At 62.8% G+C, this 16568-nt stretch carries 21 protein-coding genes; 15 read left to right on the top strand and 6 right to left on the bottom strand.

The annotated features are described in order from the left end of the window. Position 1 precedes the first annotated feature (1 nt). Genes B5V02_RS15940 through hslV form a run of 3 tightly spaced genes read right to left on the bottom strand, consistent with a single transcriptional unit; the run spans position 2 to position 1673 of the window. Positions 2-601 (bottom strand): DUF2585 domain-containing protein, encoded by a 600-nt coding sequence (locus B5V02_RS15940; RefSeq protein ID WP_111545073.1) that lies wholly within the window; start codon positions 599-601, stop codon positions 2-4. A gap of 3 nt (positions 602-604) precedes the next feature. After that, positions 605-1132, bottom strand: coding sequence for a GNAT family N-acetyltransferase (locus B5V02_RS15935; RefSeq protein ID WP_111545072.1), 528 nt, complete (start codon positions 1130-1132; stop codon positions 605-607). After that, positions 1122-1673, bottom strand: a complete 552-nt coding sequence (gene hslV, locus B5V02_RS15930) for an ATP-dependent protease subunit HslV (protein ID WP_111545071.1) — start codon at positions 1671-1673, stop codon at positions 1122-1124. Before hslV ends, B5V02_RS15935 begins: the two co-directional genes overlap by 11 nt. Before the next feature lie 213 nt (positions 1674-1886). Here hslV and hisB point away from each other — a divergent pair, with 213 nt between their 5' ends. The 9 genes from hisB to coaA are packed head-to-tail and all read left to right on the top strand — an operon-like array spanning position 1887 to position 7610. Continuing rightward, positions 1887-2486: an imidazoleglycerol-phosphate dehydratase HisB gene (gene hisB / locus B5V02_RS15925; RefSeq protein ID WP_023761120.1), complete on the top strand. Its 600-nt coding sequence runs from the start codon at positions 1887-1889 to the stop codon at positions 2484-2486. Positions 2487-2490: 4 nt separating this feature from the next. Beyond that, positions 2491-2967, top strand: coding sequence for a DUF2628 domain-containing protein (locus tag B5V02_RS15920; protein ID WP_111545070.1), 477 nt, complete (start codon positions 2491-2493; stop codon positions 2965-2967). Between the two features lies 1 nt (position 2968). After that, positions 2969-3619, top strand: coding sequence for an imidazole glycerol phosphate synthase subunit HisH (gene hisH / locus B5V02_RS15915; protein ID WP_111545069.1), 651 nt, complete (start codon positions 2969-2971; stop codon positions 3617-3619). Positions 3620-3625: 6 nt separating this feature from the next. After that, positions 3626-3916, top strand: coding sequence for a DUF1330 domain-containing protein (locus B5V02_RS15910; RefSeq protein WP_111545068.1), 291 nt, complete (start codon positions 3626-3628; stop codon positions 3914-3916). A 4-nt stretch (positions 3917-3920) separates the two neighbouring features. Further along, positions 3921-4670, top strand: coding sequence for a 1-(5-phosphoribosyl)-5-[(5-phosphoribosylamino)methylideneamino]imidazole-4-carboxamide isomerase (gene hisA, locus B5V02_RS15905; protein WP_111545067.1), 750 nt, complete (start codon positions 3921-3923; stop codon positions 4668-4670). Next, positions 4667-5503, top strand: a complete 837-nt coding sequence (locus tag B5V02_RS15900) for an arginase family protein (protein ID WP_111545066.1) — start codon at positions 4667-4669, stop codon at positions 5501-5503. Before hisA ends, B5V02_RS15900 begins: the two co-directional genes overlap by 4 nt. Then, entirely contained in the window at positions 5500-6294 is a 795-nt protein-coding gene (hisF, locus tag B5V02_RS15895; RefSeq protein WP_167458508.1) for an imidazole glycerol phosphate synthase subunit HisF, read from the top strand. Before B5V02_RS15900 ends, hisF begins: the two co-directional genes overlap by 4 nt. A gap of 9 nt (positions 6295-6303) precedes the next feature. Continuing rightward, on the top strand, positions 6304-6627 hold the full coding sequence (locus B5V02_RS15890; RefSeq protein ID WP_111545064.1) for a phosphoribosyl-ATP diphosphatase: 324 nt from the start codon (positions 6304-6306) through the stop codon (positions 6625-6627). Between the two features lie 23 nt (positions 6628-6650). After that, positions 6651-7610 carry a type I pantothenate kinase gene (coaA, locus tag B5V02_RS15885; RefSeq protein ID WP_111545063.1) on the top strand — a complete coding sequence of 320 codons (960 nt, stop codon included), beginning with the start codon at positions 6651-6653 and terminating at the stop codon, positions 7608-7610. Between the two features lie 37 nt (positions 7611-7647). On the opposite strand, the gene B5V02_RS15880 is transcribed toward coaA, so the two are convergent. The 3 genes from B5V02_RS15880 to B5V02_RS15870 form a co-directional block, all read right to left on the bottom strand. After that, positions 7648-8301 carry an alpha-ketoglutarate-dependent dioxygenase AlkB family protein gene (locus B5V02_RS15880; protein WP_111545062.1) on the bottom strand — a complete coding sequence of 218 codons (654 nt, stop codon included), beginning with the start codon at positions 8299-8301 and terminating at the stop codon, positions 7648-7650. A 96-nt stretch (positions 8302-8397) separates the two neighbouring features. After that, positions 8398-8835, bottom strand: a complete 438-nt coding sequence (gene arfB / locus B5V02_RS15875) for an alternative ribosome rescue aminoacyl-tRNA hydrolase ArfB (protein WP_111545061.1) — start codon at positions 8833-8835, stop codon at positions 8398-8400. Positions 8836-8911: 76 nt separating this feature from the next. Further along, positions 8912-10522, bottom strand: coding sequence for a phosphoenolpyruvate carboxykinase (locus tag B5V02_RS15870; protein WP_111545432.1), 1611 nt, complete (start codon positions 10520-10522; stop codon positions 8912-8914). Positions 10523-10865: 343 nt separating this feature from the next. On the opposite strand from B5V02_RS15870, the gene B5V02_RS15865 reads away from it, so the two are divergent. From B5V02_RS15865 to ahcY, 6 genes are all read left to right on the top strand, one after another. Then, the gene (locus B5V02_RS15865) at positions 10866-11567 is read left to right on the top strand and encodes a response regulator transcription factor (protein WP_065011523.1); all 702 of its coding nucleotides are present in this window, start codon (positions 10866-10868) and stop codon (positions 11565-11567) included. 84 nt (positions 11568-11651) lie between these two features. Then, entirely contained in the window at positions 11652-13436 is a 1785-nt protein-coding gene (locus tag B5V02_RS15855; protein WP_111545060.1) for a sensor histidine kinase, read from the top strand. A gap of 66 nt (positions 13437-13502) precedes the next feature. After that, entirely contained in the window at positions 13503-13964 is a 462-nt protein-coding gene (locus B5V02_RS15850; protein WP_111545059.1) for an HPr kinase/phosphorylase, read from the top strand. A 164-nt stretch (positions 13965-14128) separates the two neighbouring features. After that, the gene (locus B5V02_RS15840; RefSeq protein ID WP_056589309.1) at positions 14129-14530 is read left to right on the top strand and encodes a PTS sugar transporter subunit IIA; all 402 of its coding nucleotides are present in this window, start codon (positions 14129-14131) and stop codon (positions 14528-14530) included. Continuing rightward, the gene (locus B5V02_RS15835) at positions 14527-14823 is read left to right on the top strand and encodes an HPr family phosphocarrier protein (protein WP_111545057.1); all 297 of its coding nucleotides are present in this window, start codon (positions 14527-14529) and stop codon (positions 14821-14823) included. Before B5V02_RS15840 ends, B5V02_RS15835 begins: the two co-directional genes overlap by 4 nt. 181 nt (positions 14824-15004) lie before the next feature. Then, complete coding sequence (ahcY, locus tag B5V02_RS15830; protein ID WP_111545056.1) at positions 15005-16405, top strand: adenosylhomocysteinase; 1401 nt, start codon at positions 15005-15007, stop codon at positions 16403-16405. Positions 16406-16568: the final 163 nt, after the last annotated feature.

Raw genomic sequence — 16568 nt, 5'->3', positions numbered from 1 at the left:
ACTAAATTCCACTTTGCCACTGCTTGATGGCCTCGAACGGATGCAGCAGCATGATCACGTTGAGTGTCAGATTGTCCCGGATGAGATAGCCGGTACCGAGTTCGAAGATGATGGCGAGGCTGACGATCACCCATATAGGTAGCCTTCGCGCCATCACAAATCCCAGCACCATGGCCAGTGTGTCGGACACCGAATTGATGATGCTGTCGCCGTAATAATCGAGCGAGATGGTACCGGCGCGGTAACGGTCGATGATGAACGGGCTGTTTTCCAGCAGTTCCCAGCCGCCCTCGACGAGGACCGCGAATGCCAGCCTCAACCCGATCGGCGAACGCGGGAACAGGAACCGTGCCAGCGCGTAGAACAGGAAGCCGTGGATGATGTGCGAGAATGTGTACCAGTCCGAAATGTGCTGGGAGTTCTCTGAACTCTGCACGACACCGTGCCAGAGCTTGACGTAACCGCAGGTGCAGATCGGCGTCCGGCCCATCAGGTAGAGCGTCACGGCCTGGACAATGACCAGGCCAAGCACGATCAGCAGCCCCATCCGCCAGCTGTTTTCATAGGCCGAGAGGTTTTTATCCTCGCCGGATGCGATCATGCCTTATTGCCCCTCTTCCGCGTCGCCTTCTTCGGCATCGATAGCCATCAGCACGACGTCGCCATATTCCGATTGCCTGCGGTCGATACGCCTGAAACCAGCCTTTTCATAGGCGCGGATGGCGCGTCCGTTGGCGGGATCCGGGTCGATGATGACACGCGGCACGCCTTCCTCGAACAGCTGTTCGACGAACTGCCGCACGATCGCCGAGCCGTGGCCGCGGCCGACCAGCTCCGGCCGGCCGATCGACAGGTCGATGCCGAGCGTGCCGAACGGCTGGTCGGCATAGGGGTGGTCGTCTTCCAGATGCGGGTCGTAGCTCTGCAGGTACGCGATCGGCTTGCCGTCGAGCTCGACGATCAGCGGCTCGACGGAAATGCTGTCGATGTGGTCGCGAATCCCGGCGATTTCCGTCTCTGGATCGTCCCACCATTGCGCGACATGCGGCTCGGCGAGCCAGCCGGCGATCATCGGCAGGTCCTTCTCGGTCACCGGCCGAAAATCATACAGGACGGCCGGGTCAACCGGCATCGAGCGTTTCGATGACGAAGTTGTTGTTGGTGTAGACGCAGATGTCGGACGCGATCTGCATCGCCTTGCGGGCGATCTCTTCGGCATCCTTGTCGGTGTCCATCAGCGCGCGTGCCGCGGCCAGTGCGTAATTGCCGCCGGAACCGATGGCCATGACGCCATGTTCGGGTTCGAGCACGTCGCCGGTGCCGGTCAGCGCCAGCGAGATCGACTTGTCGGCAACCAGCATCATCGCTTCCAGCCGGCGCAGATAGCGGTCGGTGCGCCAGTCCTTGGCAAGCTCGACGCAGGCGCGCGTCAACTGGTCGGGATATTGTTCGAGCTTGGCTTCCAGCCGCTCCAGCAGCGTGAAGGCATCGGCGGTCGCGCCGGCGAAACCGGCAATCACATTGCCGCCCTTGCCGATGCGGCGCACTTTCCTGGCGTTGCCCTTCATGATGGTCTGGCCAAGGCTGACCTGGCCGTCGCCGGCGATCACCACCTTGTTGCCCTTGCGCACCGTCACGATGGTCGTGGCGTGCATGGTCAGTTCATTCGACATTTCCTGGCTCCGATTCGCGCCATCCCAAAAAGGCGATTGGCGCGGTACGAGTGACTTGATCGGCCATATGTATGCATGGGCCCGGTGATTGCAAACGGCTCGATAGCGACCGGGATGGCAACTGGCAATCGCCGGATCATGCTGCTAGAAGGCTTTCGTTTTCAAGCCGGTGAAGGCTTGGAACGCATCAAACCCTGGGACAAGGACAAGGTCATGTCGCCCCGTTCCGCCGAAGCAAGCCGCAAGACCAAGGAAACCGATATCGCCGTATCGGTCCATGTCGACGGCTCGGGCAAATCAGACATTTCGACGGGCGTCGGTTTCTTCGACCATATGCTGGACCAGCTGTCGCGCCATTCCTTGATCGACATGACGGTCAAGGCCAAGGGCGATCTGCATATCGACGACCACCACACCGTCGAGGACACCGGCATCGCGCTCGGCCAGGCGCTGGCCAAGGCACTCGGCGAGCGGCGCGGCATCATGCGCTATGCCTCGATCGACCTTGCCATGGACGAGACGCTGACGCGCGCGGCGATCGATGTGTCCGGCCGGCCGTTCCTGGTCTGGAACGTTTCCTTCTCGTCGCCGAAGATCGGTACGTTCGACACCGAACTGGTGCGTGAATTCTTCCAGGCGCTGGCGCAAAATGCCGGCATCACGCTGCATGTCACCAACCACTATGGCGCCAACAATCACCATATCGCCGAGACCTGCTTCAAGGCGGTGGCGCGTGCGCTGCGCACAGCGCTAGAACGCGACCCACGCCAGCCGGACGCGGTTCCTTCCACCAAGGGATCGTTGAAGGGATAGCGTGATGGCCGCTTATGTCGTGATGGAACCGCCCGGCCGCCGCGAGAAGGTCGACGCCACGGCTTTTGTCCGCGATGGCTTCACCTGGCTGGGTTTTCTGGTGCCGCCGCTATGGTTCGTCTGGCATCGGCTGTGGATCGAAGCAGCACTCGCCTTCGTCGTCATGGGCCTGCTTTCGATGCTTGGCCAAAGGCTCGGCCTTGGGCTCGCCGGCTCGCTGCTGTCGCTCCTGGTTTCGCTCTATGTCGGGTTGGAGGGGCAGGGCCTGCGCATCGCAGCACTTCGCCGCCGCGGCTGGCATGAATGGGGCGTGGTCGAGGCCGGCTGGCTCGATGAGGCCGAGATGCGCTATGCGCTGGAGGCGGAAGCACTTTCCGATCAAGCCGCTCCAGTGCCGCGCATGGTTCCGGATGCCGCCCTTGCGCGCCCGGCGCAGCCGGGCATGGCGCTGGGGCTGACCCACATTCCGGGACGGACCTGACATGCGGGTTGCGATCATCGATTACGGCTCGGGCAATCTGCGCTCGGCCACCAAGGCCTTCGAGCGCGCCGCGCGTGAAGCCGGCATATCAGCTGAAATCGACCTGACCGCCGATGCGGAACGGGTCCGCACCGCCGACCGCATCGTCCTGCCCGGCGTCGGTGCCTATGCCGACTGCGCGGCCGGCTTGCGCGCCGTCGCCGGCATGTGGGAAGCGGTCGAGGAGGTCGCCGTGGCCAAGGGCCGGCCTTTCCTGGGCATCTGCGTCGGCATGCAGCTGATGTCCGAGCGCGGCCTGGAAAAGACCGTCACCAACGGCTTTGGCTGGATCGCCGGCGACGTCAAGGAGATCACGCCGGCCGATACCTCACTGAAGATCCCGCAGATCGGCTGGAACACGATCGAACTCAAGCGTGAGCATCCACTGTTTTCCGGCATTCCGAGCGGGCCGGACGGACTGCACGCTTATTTCGTGCATTCCTACCATCTCGATGCGCAGAAGCCCGACGAGGTTCTGGCGATCGCCGACTATGGCGGCCCCGTGACGGCCACCGTCGCCCGCGACAATCTCGTCGGCACGCAGTTCCACCCCGAAAAGAGCCAGGCGTTGGGCTTGGCGCTGATCACCAATTTCCTGCGCTGGAGGCCCTGAAGCATCATGAGCAAGAAGGGCTACTGGATGGCGATGATCGATGTTCGCGATCCCGATGTGTACAAGCAATACATCGAGGCGAATGCCGTCGCCTTCACTAAGTACGGCGCGAAATTCCCCGTGCGGGCCGGTCGCTACGAGAATCCGGAAGGACCGACCGGAAACCGCCACGTGCTGGTCGAGTTCGAATCCTACGACAAGGCGGTCGAATGCTATCATTCGCCCGAATATCAGCATGCCTCGAAGTTTCGGTTTGCCGCCTCGACAGGCCATTTCGTCATCGTTGAAGGCGCTTGAACGGATGATCCTTTTCCCCGCCATCGATCTCAAGGACGGCCAATGCGTGCGTCTGAAGCACGGCGATATGGCGACCGCGACCATCTACAATGACGACCCGGCCGCCCAGGCCAAAGCCTTCGAGCAACAGGGCTTCGAATGGCTGCATGTCGTCGACCTCAATGGCGCCTTCAAGGGCCAGAGCGTCAACAGCGCGGCGGTCGGCGCCATCCTCAAGGCGACGAAGAACCCGGTCCAGCTCGGCGGTGGCATCCGCACCTTGCCGCAGATCGAAGACTGGCTCGATCGCGGGCTGGCCCGTGTCATCCTCGGCACGGTGGCGGTGCGCGATCCCGATCTGGTCAAGCAGGCCTGCAAGGCGTTCCCGGGCAAGGTGGCAGTCGGCATCGACGCCAAGGGCGGCAAGGTCGCCGTCGAAGGCTGGGCCGAGGCGTCGAGCCTCGGGGTCATCGAATTGGCGAAGAAATTCGAGGGCGCCGGCGTCGCCGCCATCATCTACACCGATATCGACCGCGACGGCGTGCTGACCGGCATCAACTGGGACGCCACCATCAGTCTCGCCGACGCCGTGTCTATTCCCGTCATTGCGTCCGGCGGCCTCGCCTCGATCGCCGACATCGTGCGCATGACCATGCCCGATGCGCAGAAGCTCGAAGGCGCGATCTCCGGCCGGGCGCTCTATGACGGCCGCATCGATCCGGCCGAGGCGCTGGCGATCCTGCAAGGCAGGCCGGCGATGGAGACGCGGCCGTGAAGATCTCGATCATCCTGGCGTCCTATGACAGCGGCCATTATCATGGCGGCATGGGCCAGGGGCCGGACGCGCTGATATCAGGCGGTCTCGTCGATGCCTTGACCATGGCGGGTCACGACGTCGCGGTCGAGGACATCGGCAGGGTCGGAGACGACCAGGAGCGCGAGATCGCCACCGGCTTTGCCGTCTGCAACGCGGTCGCGGCCGAGGTTCGCTTTGCTCGCGACAGCGGTCGCTTTCCCATCGTTCTCTCAGGAAATTGCCTGACCAGCGCCGGCGCAGTCGCTGGCGAAGGCGCCGATGCAATCATCTGGGCCGACCAGCACGGCGACCTCAACACGCCCGAGACATCCGTCTATGGCTTTCTCGACGGCATGGCGCTGGCGACCGTACTCGGCCTGTGTTGGCGGCCGATGGCGGCGGCCATTCCAGGCTTCCAGCCGATCGATCCGTCACGTTGCGTGCTCGTAAACGCGCGCGATCTCGATCCGGCGGAAAAACAGCTTCTCGAGACATTGCCGATCCTTCGAACGGAATGCCCTGGAGTGGCCCAGGCGACCGAAAGACTGAAGGTTGCCGGCGCCAAACGCGTGCACATGCATCTCGATCTGGACGTGCACGATCCCGAGGAGCTGCAGGCCAACCGATACGTCAGTTCGGGCGGGCCGAACCCGGAACAATTGCGCGACGCGGCTTGCGCCATGGCCCTTACGGTGCCGGTGGTCGGCATCACCGTTTCCGCCTACGATCCGGCTTTCGATGCGCAGGCCGATGTTCCCCCGCTTGTCGGCCAGTTGCTGAACGATCTCATCGCCACGATAGAGGGAAGGTGATGCTGAAAGCCCGTGTCATCCCCTGCCTCGACGTCAAGAATGGCCGTGTCGTCAAGGGCGTCAACTTCGTCGATCTCATCGACGCCGGCGATCCAGTCGAGGCGGCCAAGGCCTATGACGCGGCCGGCGCCGACGAGCTCTGCTTCCTCGACATCACGGCTTCATCGGACAATCGCGAGACCATCTTCGACGTCGTTGCCCGCACCGCCGAACAGTGCTTCATGCCGCTGACAGTCGGCGGCGGCGTGCGCCAGGTCGCCGACATCAGGAAGCTGCTGCTTGCCGGTGCCGACAAGGTGTCGATCAACACGGCGGCGGTGAAGAACCCGGATTTCGTCGCCGAGGCCGCCGACAAGTTCGGCAACCAGTGCATCGTCGTCGCCATCGACGCCAAGAAGGTGTCAGGCGCCGGCGAAGCCGATCGCTGGGAGATCTTCACCCATGGCGGACGCGAGAAAACCGGCATCGATGCGGTTGAATTTGCTCAGCTGATGGTCGATCGCGGCGCCGGCGAGATCCTTTTGACCTCGATGGACCGTGACGGCACCAAGGCCGGTTATGACATCGCGCTGACCCGCGCGATTGCAGATGCGGTGCGCGCGCCGGTCATCGCGTCCGGCGGCGTCGGCACACTCGATCATATGGTCGAAGGCATCCGTGATGGCCATGCCGGCGCGGTGCTGGCGGCATCCATCTTCCATTTCGGAACCTACACGATAGGGCAAGCCAAGGCGCATATGGCCCGAGCCGGGCTGCCGATGCGGCTGGACTCGCCCGGTAATCGGTCTTAAACGGCGGCCATGACCGAGTTTTCGCTCTCCGACCTGGAAAAAATCGTCCGGGAACGCGCCCATTCCGGTGACCCGGATTCGTGGACGGCAAAGCTGTTTGCGCGCGGCATCGACAAGGCGGCGCAGAAGCTCGGCGAAGAGGCTGTCGAGACAGTGATTGCCGCCGTCAAGGGCGACAAACAGGCCCTCGTTTCGGAAAGCGCCGATCTCATATATCATTGGCTCGTCGTTCTCGGCATCTCAGGGGTTCCGCTGAGCGATGTGCTTAGGGAACTCGAAGGCCGCACCGGGCGTTCGGGCATTGCCGAGAAGGCGTCACGGCCCAAGGGCTGACCGCGAGGAGGGTAGGAATCTCGATGGACCAGCTCGCGCCAACCGAGAAATATTCCCCCTTTCGTTTCTTCTCCGCCGAGCAATGGTCGCAATTCCGCGCCGACACGCCGCTGACGCTGAGCGAGGACGAATTCCGCCGCCTGCGTTCGCTCAACGACCCGGTCGACCTCGAAGAGGTCAAGCGCATCTACCTGTCGCTGTCGCGGCTCTTATCCGCGCATGTCGAAGCGAGCCAGTTGCTGTTCAGGCAGCGCCAGGCCTTCTTCAACGCGGTCGACGTGGTCAAGACGCCGTTCATCATCGGCATTGCCGGCTCCGTCGCGGTCGGCAAATCGACCACCGCGCGCGTGTTGAAGGAGTTGCTGGCGCGCTGGCCATCGAGCCCCAAGGTCGATCTCATCACCACCGACGGTTTCCTGCTGCCCAACGAGGTCCTGCGCCGCGAAAACCTGATGGAGCGCAAGGGTTTTCCCGACAGCTACGATGTCGGCGCGCTGCTGCGCTTCCTGTCGGGCATCAAGTCGGCGCTGCGCAATGTCCGCGCGCCGGTCTATTCGCACCTGACCTATGACGTCATTCCCGGCGAGTTCGTCACCATCGACCGGCCGGACATCCTGATCTTCGAAGGCATCAACGTCCTGCAGCCCGGCAAGCTGCCGCAGGACGGCAAGATCGTGCCCTTCCTGTCGGACTTCTTCGACTTCGCCATCTATATCGATGCCGACGAGAAGCTGATCCATCAATGGTACACCGCTCGTTTCATGCGGCTGCGCGAAACCGCCTTCCGCAATCCGGACTCCTTCTTTCACCGCTATTCGCAGCTCTCGGAGGATTCGGCCCGCGCCATCGCCGAAGGCCTGTGGACCAACATCAATCTGAAGAATTTGCGCGAGAACATCCTGCCGACGCGGGCCCGCGCCGACCTCATCCTGCGCAAGGGCGCCGATCACCTGATCGAGGAAGTGGCGCTCAGGAAGCTGTGACGGCGGCCGCCAGCGCGTCAATTTTCCTGGAATTGCCTTATAGGCCTTCTCGCGAGCCTTCGTCCGGCGCGGCTGAGATCGGTTTCGTCACCCGCCGCAGTGTCAGATTGATGCGGCCGCCATTTTTCAGCAATGCCGAGGTCGAGGGATAAATGCGGTCGACGCCGTGAAAGCTGAGGCGTCCTTCGCCGCCGAGCACCACGACGTCGCCGCTTTTCAGCCTGAACGACCGGGTCGCCCCCTCACGCGTCGTCTGGCCGACCCGGAACAGGCAATCGTCGCCCAGTGAAACGGAAACCACCGGTGCCGAAAACTCGGCCTCGTCGCGGTCCTGATGCAGGCCCATTTTTGCGTCCGGCGTGTAGAAATTGACCAGGCAGGCTTCCGGCGGATGCGGATAGCCCGACACCTGCCGCCACAGGTCGAGCAGCCCGTCCGGAATTGGCGGCCATGGCAATCCGGTCACCGGATGCGTCGGCTGGTAGCGGTAGCCGCCTTCCTTGTCGGTGACCCAGCCGAGCGGGCCGCAATTGGTCATGCGCACGCTCATCTCCTTGCCGGTGCGCGGCATCGCCGGCACGAACAGCGGCGCCTGCTGCACGATGCCTCTCACCGCCTCGACCAGCGCTTCCTGCACGGTGCGTGACAGGTAGGCCGGCATGTGGCGGACGCCTTTGGGCAGGACGAGCATGAGGTCGGTTCAATCGAGTCAATCGTGTGAAACAGGATGACATGATGAGTCGCTCCCGGCGACCCGAAAACCGCATGTCCGGACACTTCCGATGGCTCAATCGTCGCCAACGCGGCCGCGCAGTTTTTTGATCGTGCCGCGTCCGGCCTTGCTCTTCAGCCGCCGCTCCACCGCACCTTTCGACGGCCGCGTCTTCTTGCGTGGTGGCGGTGGCGGCTCGGCGGCCTTGGCGACCAGTGCCGTGAGCCTTGCCCGTGCGTCCGCCCGGTTCTGTTCCTGGGTGCGGAAGCGGCCTGCCTCTATGACGATGACACCGTCCTTGGTGGCACGCTGGCCGGCAAGCTTGATCGTCCGCTCGCGCACGCGCTCCGAAAGACCCGTTGCGTTGGCCGCGTCGAAGCGCAGCTGCACCGCCGTCGCCACCTTGTTGACGTTCTGGCCGCCCGGACCGGACGAGCGGATGAAGTCCTCGTGCAGGTCGCCCGGGTGGATCACCGCATCGTCGGCAATGATGATGTCGTCGTCGCTCGCCATGCCGCAGTCATGGCGCGGCGGATCGAAAAAGAAAAGGCCCGATCGAAACCGGGCCTTTCAACGACAGGCTGACTGATTACTCCGCCGCTTCCTGCATGTGGGGGGCGGCACCCAGCACCACGGCGTCGACATGGCTTTCGAACTTCTCGAAATTGTCGATGAACATGCCGACCAGCCTTGCCGCCTGCCGGTCATAACCGGCCTTGTCCGCCCAGGTCGACCGCGGATCGAGAATGGCGCTGTCGACGCCCGGGACAGCCATCGGCACCACGAAACCGAAATGAGGGTCGGTGCGGAACTCGGCCGCCTTCAGCGAGCCGTCGAGTGCTGCCGCAAGCAATGCTCGCGTTGCCTTGATCGGCATCCGCTTGCCGGTGCCGTAGGCGCCGCCGGTCCAGCCGGTGTTGACCAGCCAGCAATCGGCGTCATGGCGGGCAATCAACTCGCGCAGCAAATTGCCGTATTCCGAGGGATGGCGCGGCATGAACGGCGCGCCGAAGCAGGTCGAAAACGTCGCTTCGGGTTCGGTCACGCCCTTTTCGGTTCCGGCCACCTTGGCCGTGTAGCCGGACAGGAAATGATACATCGCCTGTGCCGGGGTCATCCGGGCGATCGGCGGCATCACGCCGAAGGCATCGGCGGTCAGCATGATGATGTTCTTCGGATGACTGGCGCGTCCCGTCTTGCTGGCATTGGGGATGAAATCCAGCGGGTAGGCGCAGCGCGTGTTCTCGGTGAGCCTTCCGTCGTTGAAATCCGGCACGCGGTTCGCGTCCAGCACGACATTCTCCAGCACCGTGCCGAAGCGCTGCGTGGTGGCGAAGATTTCCGGTTCGGCTTCCGCCGACAGCTTGATCGTCTTGGCGTAGCAGCCGCCTTCGAAATTGAAGATGCCGTGCGGTCCCCAGCCATGCTCATCGTCGCCGATCAGCGTGCGCGACGGATCGGCCGAGAGCGTCGTCTTGCCGGTGCCTGATAGGCCGAAGAAGATGGCGGCGTCGCCGCTCTCACCCTCATTGGCCGAGCAATGCATCGGCATCACGCCCTTCGCCGGCAGCAGATAGTTGAGCATGGTGAACACCGACTTCTTCATCTCGCCGGCATAGGAGGTGCCGCCGATCAGCACGATCTTGTGCGTCAGGTCGACAGCGATCACCGTTTCGGTGCGGCTGCCGTGACGGGCGGGATCGGCGCGGAACGACGGCAGGTCGATGATCGTCATCTCAGGCACGAAATGCTCGAGCTCGGCAGCATCCGGGCGGATGAGCAGATTGCGGATGAACAGCGAGTGCCAGGCGAGTTCGGTAACCACCCTGGTCGGCAGCTTCAGCCCTTCGTCAGCGCCGCCGACCAGATCCTGCACGTAAAGATCCCTGGCCGCGGCGTGATCGCGGAAATCGGCAAGCAGCAGGTCGAACTGGGCCTGTGAGATCGCCTTGTTGTTGTCCCACCAGACATGCGGCTCGGTGGCGCCGTCGCGCACGACGAATTTGTCCTTGGGCGAGCGGCCGGTGTGCTGGCCGGTCTCGGCGACCAGTGCGCCATGTGCGGTGAGCCGGGCCTCGCCGCGCCGGATCGATTCCTCGTAAAGGGCCGCTGCACCGAAATTATAGCGCACCACGCCGGTGGTTTTCAGGCCGATATGATCGATCGCGCAGGCAGAATTGCGTTTGCCGACTTCCGACATCAAGTGTCCCTCTTCGTTTTCCGCATCTTTGCCGGCGTATTTTCCGGCAGGCCCACGACGCAGGCTGAGATCGTCAGAACCAGAAAAGCCAAATGATATCAAATCATTAATCGATTTAAATATTTTGAAAGTTGTTTAAATCGTTTATATGTGCAAAAAGTTTGGCGGTTGCCCAAAGGATTGGCGGTGTTCGTTCGTCCAATCCATATCGAGGTAGGATTGTGGCCGCCGGCATGCCGCGCGTGACAGCGGACAAGGCCTATGCCACATTTTGTACCTAATTTGTCCTGCAAAAGCCCCTTCTCTACAAAAGAAGGGACAGCTCATGAGGGAGCCGCTTGAAATGGCAACAATCGCGCTTGTCGATGACGACCGCAACATTCTGACATCGGTGTCGATCGCCCTCGAATCCGAAGGGTATCGGGTCGAGACCTACACGGATGGTGCGTCTGCGCTGGAAGGGTTGGCGGCACGCCCGCCGAATCTTGCCATCCTCGACATCAAGATGCCGCGCATGGATGGCATGGAACTGCTGCGCCGGATGCGTCAGAAATCCGACCTTCCGGTGATCTTCCTGACCTCCAAGGACGACGAGATCGACGAATTGTTCGGCCTCAAGATGGGCGCCGACGATTTCATCCGCAAACCGTTCTCGCAGCGTCTGCTGGTCGAGCGGGTGCGCGCCGTGCTGCGCCGCGCCAGTGCCCGCGAGGCTTCGGCAAAGACGCCCAGCCAGCAGGCCCGCTCGCTCGAACGCGGCCAGCTTGTCATGGACCAGGAGCGCCACACCTGCACCTGGAAAGGCGAGCCGGTGACGCTGACCGTCACCGAATTCCTGATCCTGCATTCGCTGGCGCAGCGTCCCGGTGTCGTAAAAAGCCGTGATGCGCTGATGGATTCGGCTTATGATGAACAGGTCTATGTCGACGACCGAACCATCGACAGCCACATCAAGCGGCTGCGCAAGAAGTTCAAGGCCGTCGACGACGACTTCGAGATGATCGAAACCCTTTACGGAGTCGGATACCGGTTCCGCGAAGCGTAAGTTGATGCATGTCGCCCAAAAGTGGTCCCGGTTTTGGGACAACGACATGCATCAAAGCAAAGACTAGGCGGGAGCTGCTATTCGATGGCAGTGGAAGCACAGCGAAGCAGACCGGCGGGCGCCTCCAGGCGGCCGTCGCGCATCATGCCGTCATTCGTGTCGAAAATCACGGTGCCGATGCGCCGCTTCCTCGGCCATCATATCTTTTCCAGCCTGACGCGGCGTATCCTCTTCCTCAACCTCGCCGGCTTGGCCGTCCTGGTGACCGGCATCCTCTATCTCAACACCTTCCGTGACGGGCTGATCGACGCCCGCGTCGAAAGCCTGATGACCCAGGGGGAGATCATCGCCGGCGCCATCGCCGCGTCGGCGACGGTCGAGACGGATTCGATCAGCATCGACCCGGAAAAGCTGCTCGAGCTGCAGGCCGGCGAAAGCCTCGGGCCGGGCTCGGACCAGCTCGACAATCTCGACTTCCCGATCAATCCGGAGCGCGTCGCGCCGGTGCTGCGAAGGCTGATCTCGCCGACCCGGACGCGCGCCCGCATCTATGACCGCGACGCCAATCTGCTGCTCGATTCGCGCCATCTCTATTCGCGCGGCCAGATCCTGCGCTACGACCTGCCGCCGGTCGACGAGGAAGAGCCCGATCTGGTCGAGCGCATCCAGAAGTTTGTCTTCGATTTCTTCCGCAACACCGAGCTGCCGGTCTATCACGAGCAGCCGGGTGGCAATGGCGCCGCCTTCCCGGAAGTGGTCAAGGCGCTCACCGGCAGCCCGTCGACCATCGTGCGCATCTCGGAACAGGGCGAGCAGATCGTCTCGGTGGCGGTGCCGATCCAGCGCTTCCGCGCCGTTCTCGGCGTGTTGATGCTGTCGACCGAAGGCGGCGACATCGACAAGATCGTCGCCGCCGAGCGCAAGGCGATCCTGCGCGTGTTCGGCATCGCGGCCCTTGTCACCGCCATCCTGTCGATGCTGCTCGCCTCCACCATCGCCAATCCGCTGCGCCGGCTGTCGGCGGCTGCCGTGCGGGTGCGGCGCGGCGTCAAGAGCCGCGAGGAAATCCCGGACTTTTCCGACCGCCAGGATGAGATCGGCAATCTGTCGATCGCCATACGCGACATGACCAACGCGCTCTACGCCCGCATCGAGGCGATCGAAAGCTTTGCGGCTGACGTGTCGCACGAATTGAAGAACCCGCTGACGTCGCTGCGCAGCGCGGTGGAAACCTTGCCGCTGGCCAAGAACGACAATTCGCGCGGCCGGCTGATGGACATCATCCAGCACGATGTCAGGCGACTGGACCGGCTCATCACCGACATTTCCGACGCCTCCCGTCTTGATGCCGAGCTGGCGCGTGAAGATGCAGGCACGGTCGACCTGAAGAAATTCATCACCGATCTCGTCGCCGTTTCGCGTGAAGCCACGCGCAACAAGAAGGCGGTCGAGATCGAATTCAAGGTCGCCAAGCTGCCGCAGGGCGTCAAAGGCTATGTGGTCGTCGGCCATGATCTGCGCATCGGTCAGGTCATCACCAACCTGATCGAGAACGCCCGTTCCTTCGTTCCCGAAGACCATGGCCATATCAGCCTGTCGCTGGCGCGCGCCGGCAAGTTCAACATCGTCACCGTCGACGACAATGGTCCCGGCATCCGCGCCGACAACATCGACCGCATCTTCGAACGCTTCTACACCGACCGGCCGGCCGGCGAGGCGTTCGGCCAGAATTCGGGCCTTGGCCTGTCGATATCCAGGCAGATCGTCGAGGCCCATGGCGGCACCTTGACCGCCGAAAACATCCCCGGCACCAAACCCGGCGAAATCAAGGGCGCGCGTTTTGTCGTGACGCTGCCGGCCGAAGCATGATCCCGAAAAGTGGAAACCGGTTTTCGGACAAGATCATGCCATCCAAAAACATGATCGGGCAAGATCGTGCCTGATCCGGTTGCGCAGCCTGAAAACATTCACGGAACCGCGATCCTGATCGGCGAGCGCGGCGTCCTTATCACCGGGCCATCCGGCGCCGGCAAGACGACGCTGGCACTGACACTCCTGGACCATTGCCGCGCGCGCGGGCTGTTCTCGCGGCTGATCGGCGACGACAGGCTGCTTGCCGCGGCCCGCGCCGGGCGGCTGGTCTGTCGCGTGCCGGCGACCATCGCCGGTCTCGCCGAAGTACCTGGGTTCATGCCGCGCCCGCTGCCGTTCGAGCCGGGCGGAGTGATCGACCTCCATGTGAGGCTGGTGCCAAAGGCAGAGATGGCCCGTTTCCAGGAGGAAATCAGCGAGCCGGTCGCAGGCTGCCCGGTGCCGCGTATCGACCTTGCCGAGCGTAACGCCGCCACGGCCTTGCCCGCCGTAATGGCGCGGCTGTCGATCGCGCCTTTTCTATGATCCGCTCCGGATTTTTTGCTGCAATGCGTCAAAATGGCATGGGCCGGCGCAATTTGGGGCTTGTCAACCGGCCGCGCGTCGACAAGATAGCGCTCCCGCCGCCTGGAATGGCTGGCGAGCATAATATGCGCCTGTGAAGCGGCGATGACGGGAGCCACCAAAGAATGATCGGACTCGTGCTTGTAACGCACGGTCAACTGGCCGCCGAATTTCGACATGCCGTGGAACATGTCGTCGGGCCACAAGACAATTTCGAAACCGTGGCGATCGGCGCCGATGACGATATGGAGCAGCGTCGCCGCGACATCGTCGATGCCGTGGCCCGTGTCGACACCGGAACGGGCGTCATCGTGCTGACCGACATGTTCGGCGGCACGCCCTCCAACCTTGCCATTTCGGTGATGGAGTCCGGTCGCACCGAGGTGATCGCCGGCATGAACCTGCCGATGCTGATCAAGCTCTCCTCGATCCGCAAGGGCGACAACATGGCGGCCGCGCTAGACGAGGCGCAGGCCGCCGGCCGCAAATACATCAACGTCGCCAGTCAGCTTTTGAGCAGCAAATGAACGCGCTGTCCCCGGAAAAAGATCAGATCATCCGGGACTTTCCCATCATCAACCAGCGCGGCCTGCACGCGCGCGCCTCAGCGAAATTCGTCCAGCTGGCGAGCGGCTTCGACGCCTCGGTGCATGTCGAGAAGGACGGTGTCAAGGTCGGCGGCACCTCGATCATGGGCCTGATGATGCTGGCGGCAAGCCCCGGCTACTCGATCCGTGTCACTGCCAGCGGGCCGGAGGCGCTGCAGGTCATCGACGCGCTGGAGCAATTAGTGGCGTCCCGCTTCGGCGAGGAAAGCTGATCCTCGCGCGGAGCGAAGAAGCTCTTCGAGACATGCACGGATAAAGATTTCTTTATATCCCATTGTCGTCTCGGCCCCGATCTGCTAGTCAGGCCGGCAATTCGCGCCCTTCGACGCGCCGACGGCGCGGGCGCATCCGCAACCAATTCGCAGCACAACCAATTCGCATCGGAGCACTGCCATGACGGGTAGCAAGGACTATGTGGTCGCCGACATCTCGCTCGCCGGCTGGGGCCGCAAGGAAATCGAGATCGCCGAAACCGAAATGCCGGGGCTGATGGCCAGCCGCGAGGAATTCGGCGACAAGAAGCCGCTCAAGGGCGCGCGCATCACCGGCTCGCTGCACATGACCATCCAGACGGCGGTGCTGATTGAGACGCTGAAGGCGCTCGGCGCCGAAATCCGCTGGGCTTCCTGCAACATCTTCTCGACCCAGGATCATGCGGCCGCGGCCATCGCCGCATCCGGTATCCCGGTGTTCGCCGTCAAGGGCGAGTCGCTTGAGGAGTATTGGGACTACACCGACAAGATCTTCCAATGGGCCGACGGCGGCACCTCCAACATGATCCTCGATGATGGCGGCGACGCCACCATGTACATCCTGATCGGCGCCCGCGCCGAGGCCGGCGAGGACGTGCTGTCCAACCCGCAGAGCGAGGAAGAGGAATATTTCTACGCTCAGGTCAAGAAGCGCCTGAAGGCTTCGCCCGGCTTCTTCACCAAGCAGAAGGCGGCGATCCGCGGCGTCACCGAAGAGACGACCACCGGCGTCAACCGGCTTTACCAGCTGCAGAAGAAGGGCCTGCTGCCCTTCCCCGCCATCAACGTCAACGACTCGGTCACCAAGTCGAAGTTCGACAACAAATATGGCTGCAAGGAATCGCTAGTCGACGGCATCCGTCGTGGCACCGACACCATGATGGCCGGCAAGGTCGCGGTTGTCTGCGGCTATGGCGACGTCGGCAAGGGCTCGTCGGCCTCGCTCAAGGGCGCCGGCGCCCGCGTCAAGGTCACCGAGGTCGATCCGATCTGCGCCCTGCAGGCGGCGATGGACGGTTTTGAAGTCGTCACGCTGGAAGATGCGGCACCCACCGCCGATATCGTCATCACCACCACCGGCAACAAGGATGTCGTCACCCTCGACCACATGCGCTCGATGAAGGACATGGTGATCGTCGGCAACATCGGTCACTTCGACAACGAGATCCAGGTGGCCGCGCTGCGCAACCTGAAATGGACCAACGTCAAGCCGCAGGTCGACATGATCACCTTCCCGGACGGCAAGCGGATGATCCTGCTGTCGGAAGGCCGGCTGCTCAATCTCGGCAACGCCACCGGTCACCCGAGCTTCGTCATGTCGGCCTCGTTCACCAACCAGGTGCTGGCCCAGATCGAGCTCTACACCAAGCCCGGCCAGTACGAGAACCAGGTCTATGTCCTGCCCAAGCATCTCGATGAAAAGGTCGCGCGCCTGCATCTCGACAAGCTTGGCGCCCGCCTAACCGAATTGTCCGGCGAGCAGGCCGCCTATATCGGCGTGACTCAGCAGGGGCCGTTCAAGCCGGAACACTACCGCTATTAACCAAAGCTAAAATTGCTACCAGATATTGACGCCGGGCGATTGACTTTTCGCCCGGCTTTATTTTTGCGCGCCACCAGCCTTCACGGCGATTCGGCGAGGGTTTATTGTCAGGTGATTCGCGACGCTTCCGGCCCGAGAGGGGATCAAGAGAAGCGCGCATCAG

Origin of the sequence: Mesorhizobium kowhaii, assembly GCF_003253745.1 — a bacterium.
Classification (GTDB): domain Bacteria; phylum Pseudomonadota; class Alphaproteobacteria; order Rhizobiales; family Rhizobiaceae; genus Mesorhizobium; species Mesorhizobium kowhaii.
The sequence above is the reverse complement of the archived record's forward strand: the minus strand, read 5'-3'. Positions and strand labels throughout refer to the sequence as shown.

Excerpts from the sequence above, each read along its gene's own strand:
- B5V02_RS15835 (WP_111545057.1), top strand. The coding sequence starts at position 14,527 with ATGAACGCGCTGTCCCCGGAAAAAGATCAGATCATCCGGGACTTTCCC.
- B5V02_RS15890 (WP_111545064.1), top strand. The coding sequence starts at position 6,304 with ATGACCGAGTTTTCGCTCTCCGACCTGGAAAAAATCGTCCGGGAACGC.
- ahcY (WP_111545056.1), top strand. The coding sequence starts at position 15,005 with ATGACGGGTAGCAAGGACTATGTGGTCGCCGACATCTCGCTCGCCGGC.
- arfB (WP_111545061.1), bottom strand. The coding sequence starts at position 8,835 with ATGGCGAGCGACGACGACATCATCATTGCCGACGATGCGGTGATCCAC.
- B5V02_RS15910 (WP_111545068.1), top strand. The coding sequence starts at position 3,626 with ATGAGCAAGAAGGGCTACTGGATGGCGATGATCGATGTTCGCGATCCC.
- B5V02_RS15870 (WP_111545432.1), bottom strand. The coding sequence starts at position 10,522 with ATGTCGGAAGTCGGCAAACGCAATTCTGCCTGCGCGATCGATCATATC.
- B5V02_RS15880 (WP_111545062.1), bottom strand. The coding sequence starts at position 8,301 with ATGCTCGTCCTGCCCAAAGGCGTCCGCCACATGCCGGCCTACCTGTCA.
- B5V02_RS15935 (WP_111545072.1), bottom strand. The coding sequence starts at position 1,132 with ATGCCGGTTGACCCGGCCGTCCTGTATGATTTTCGGCCGGTGACCGAG.
- B5V02_RS15920 (WP_111545070.1), top strand. The coding sequence starts at position 2,491 with ATGGCCGCTTATGTCGTGATGGAACCGCCCGGCCGCCGCGAGAAGGTC.
- coaA (WP_111545063.1), top strand. The coding sequence starts at position 6,651 with ATGGACCAGCTCGCGCCAACCGAGAAATATTCCCCCTTTCGTTTCTTC.
- hisA (WP_111545067.1), top strand. The coding sequence starts at position 3,921 with ATGATCCTTTTCCCCGCCATCGATCTCAAGGACGGCCAATGCGTGCGT.
- hslV (WP_111545071.1), bottom strand. The coding sequence starts at position 1,673 with ATGTCGAATGAACTGACCATGCACGCCACGACCATCGTGACGGTGCGC.
- B5V02_RS15840 (WP_056589309.1), top strand. The coding sequence starts at position 14,129 with ATGATCGGACTCGTGCTTGTAACGCACGGTCAACTGGCCGCCGAATTT.
- B5V02_RS15940 (WP_111545073.1), bottom strand. The coding sequence starts at position 601 with ATGATCGCATCCGGCGAGGATAAAAACCTCTCGGCCTATGAAAACAGC.
- hisB (WP_023761120.1), top strand. The coding sequence starts at position 1,887 with ATGTCGCCCCGTTCCGCCGAAGCAAGCCGCAAGACCAAGGAAACCGAT.
- B5V02_RS15855 (WP_111545060.1), top strand. The coding sequence starts at position 11,652 with ATGGCAGTGGAAGCACAGCGAAGCAGACCGGCGGGCGCCTCCAGGCGG.
- hisH (WP_111545069.1), top strand. The coding sequence starts at position 2,969 with ATGCGGGTTGCGATCATCGATTACGGCTCGGGCAATCTGCGCTCGGCC.
- B5V02_RS15865 (WP_065011523.1), top strand. The coding sequence starts at position 10,866 with ATGGCAACAATCGCGCTTGTCGATGACGACCGCAACATTCTGACATCG.